General features: G+C 59.7%; 1 pseudogene. It reads right to left on the reverse strand.

The window, feature by feature from the left end:
• Window positions 1–654 (reverse strand): annotated as a pseudogene (locus EFQ99_RS34865) (Ulp1 family isopeptidase); the annotation flags it as partial.
• Window positions 655–852 lie beyond the last annotated feature (198 nt).

The raw sequence follows: 852 nt of genomic DNA on the forward strand, positions 1-852 counted from the left end.
GAGCTTACTCCGCTCTTCGTTGGCCAAGGCATCAATAATGAGGGCGTCGTCGGGATAGGGAACATGAATTCGGCGCCCCATCAGGCGCGGCCCAGGTCCAACGGCTTGGAGTTCTTGCCCCTCAGGCGAGAGCCTCCTGAAATGAGACAGTGCTGAGTTAAGACGCTTACGATCGTCCCCACCGTTTGCCCAGTAATCCGCGATATCACCGGCTAGCGAATCTGGATCGTTTAAAAACCGAGAAGCCATCGAATCTCTGTTTTCTGCTCGGAGCCAACGAGCGAACCTCCTAAGAATCCCTAAATTGTTCTCGACGGTAGCCTCGGGAACCCTTCCGTCCCCTCGGCCGACGCTACCGTCGGGTAGAATTTCGTAGTTTCGGACTGCTTCCGCGAACTGGTTGATGCGGGTCTCGTCATCGGGATGCATGTCCCGGTCGGCGGGGCGACCACGCTTGGCGCCGACGCGAGCCTTGGTTGAGACCACGTGAGTCTCCGTTGCGGCATCGACGTCTTGCTGCCCCGAACCCCTCTCCGGCGCCAGCGACTGCGGCGTCACTCGCATCGAACCGCCCACGGAACTGCGACGCGGCACACGGTCGCCGGCGTCACTATCGTGCGAACCGAGGCGCAAGTCGGTCGGATCCTGTTCCATCTCTCGGCTCTCTGGATAGCAATCCTCAATCCAGGCGTCCGTATCGAAAGCTCCGGTCACGCCTTCGATCCACCCACTAACTTCGCGAGAATCGTCATCGCGCGGCTGGTTCCGTCTTGGGTACATCGATGCCGGTCCTCCGGAAATTCAAATTTGGAACCTCGATCCTAATGCCTGCCGACCGCCGCCCAGCATGCT

Origin of the sequence: Rhizobium vallis (genome assembly GCF_003985155.1) — a bacterium.
Lineage (GTDB): Bacteria > Pseudomonadota > Alphaproteobacteria > Rhizobiales > Rhizobiaceae > Rhizobium > Rhizobium vallis.